At 73.4% G+C, this 229-nt stretch carries 1 protein-coding gene; it reads left to right on the top strand.

The annotated features are described in order from the left end of the window. On the top strand, nucleotides 1–229 hold a 229-nt coding region (locus tag HKX41_14040), incomplete at both ends, for an acid phosphatase (protein NNC25254.1).

Here is a 229-nt window from a genome sequence, read left to right as displayed (position 1 = left end):
ATCGTGCCCGACGACGTGCGCGGCCGCGCCGCGACCCTGCGCGAAGCGGTGCTGGCCGGCGCGTGGCCGAAGATCGGCGCCTCGCGCGGCAAGGTGCTGTTCGCGCTCGACGAGTCGCCGCGCAAGGTCGCGCTGTACCGCGGCGCGCGGCGTTCGCTGGAAGGGCGCGCGATGTTCGTCAACGGCGACGAGACTTCGGCGGACGCGGCGTACCTGACGATCAACGACC

The sequence above is a fragment of the Salifodinibacter halophilus genome (assembly GCA_012999515.1).
Classification (GTDB): Bacteria; Pseudomonadota; Gammaproteobacteria; order Nevskiales; family Salinisphaeraceae; genus Salifodinibacter; species Salifodinibacter halophilus.
This window is presented reverse-complemented; position numbering and strand designations above follow the sequence as displayed.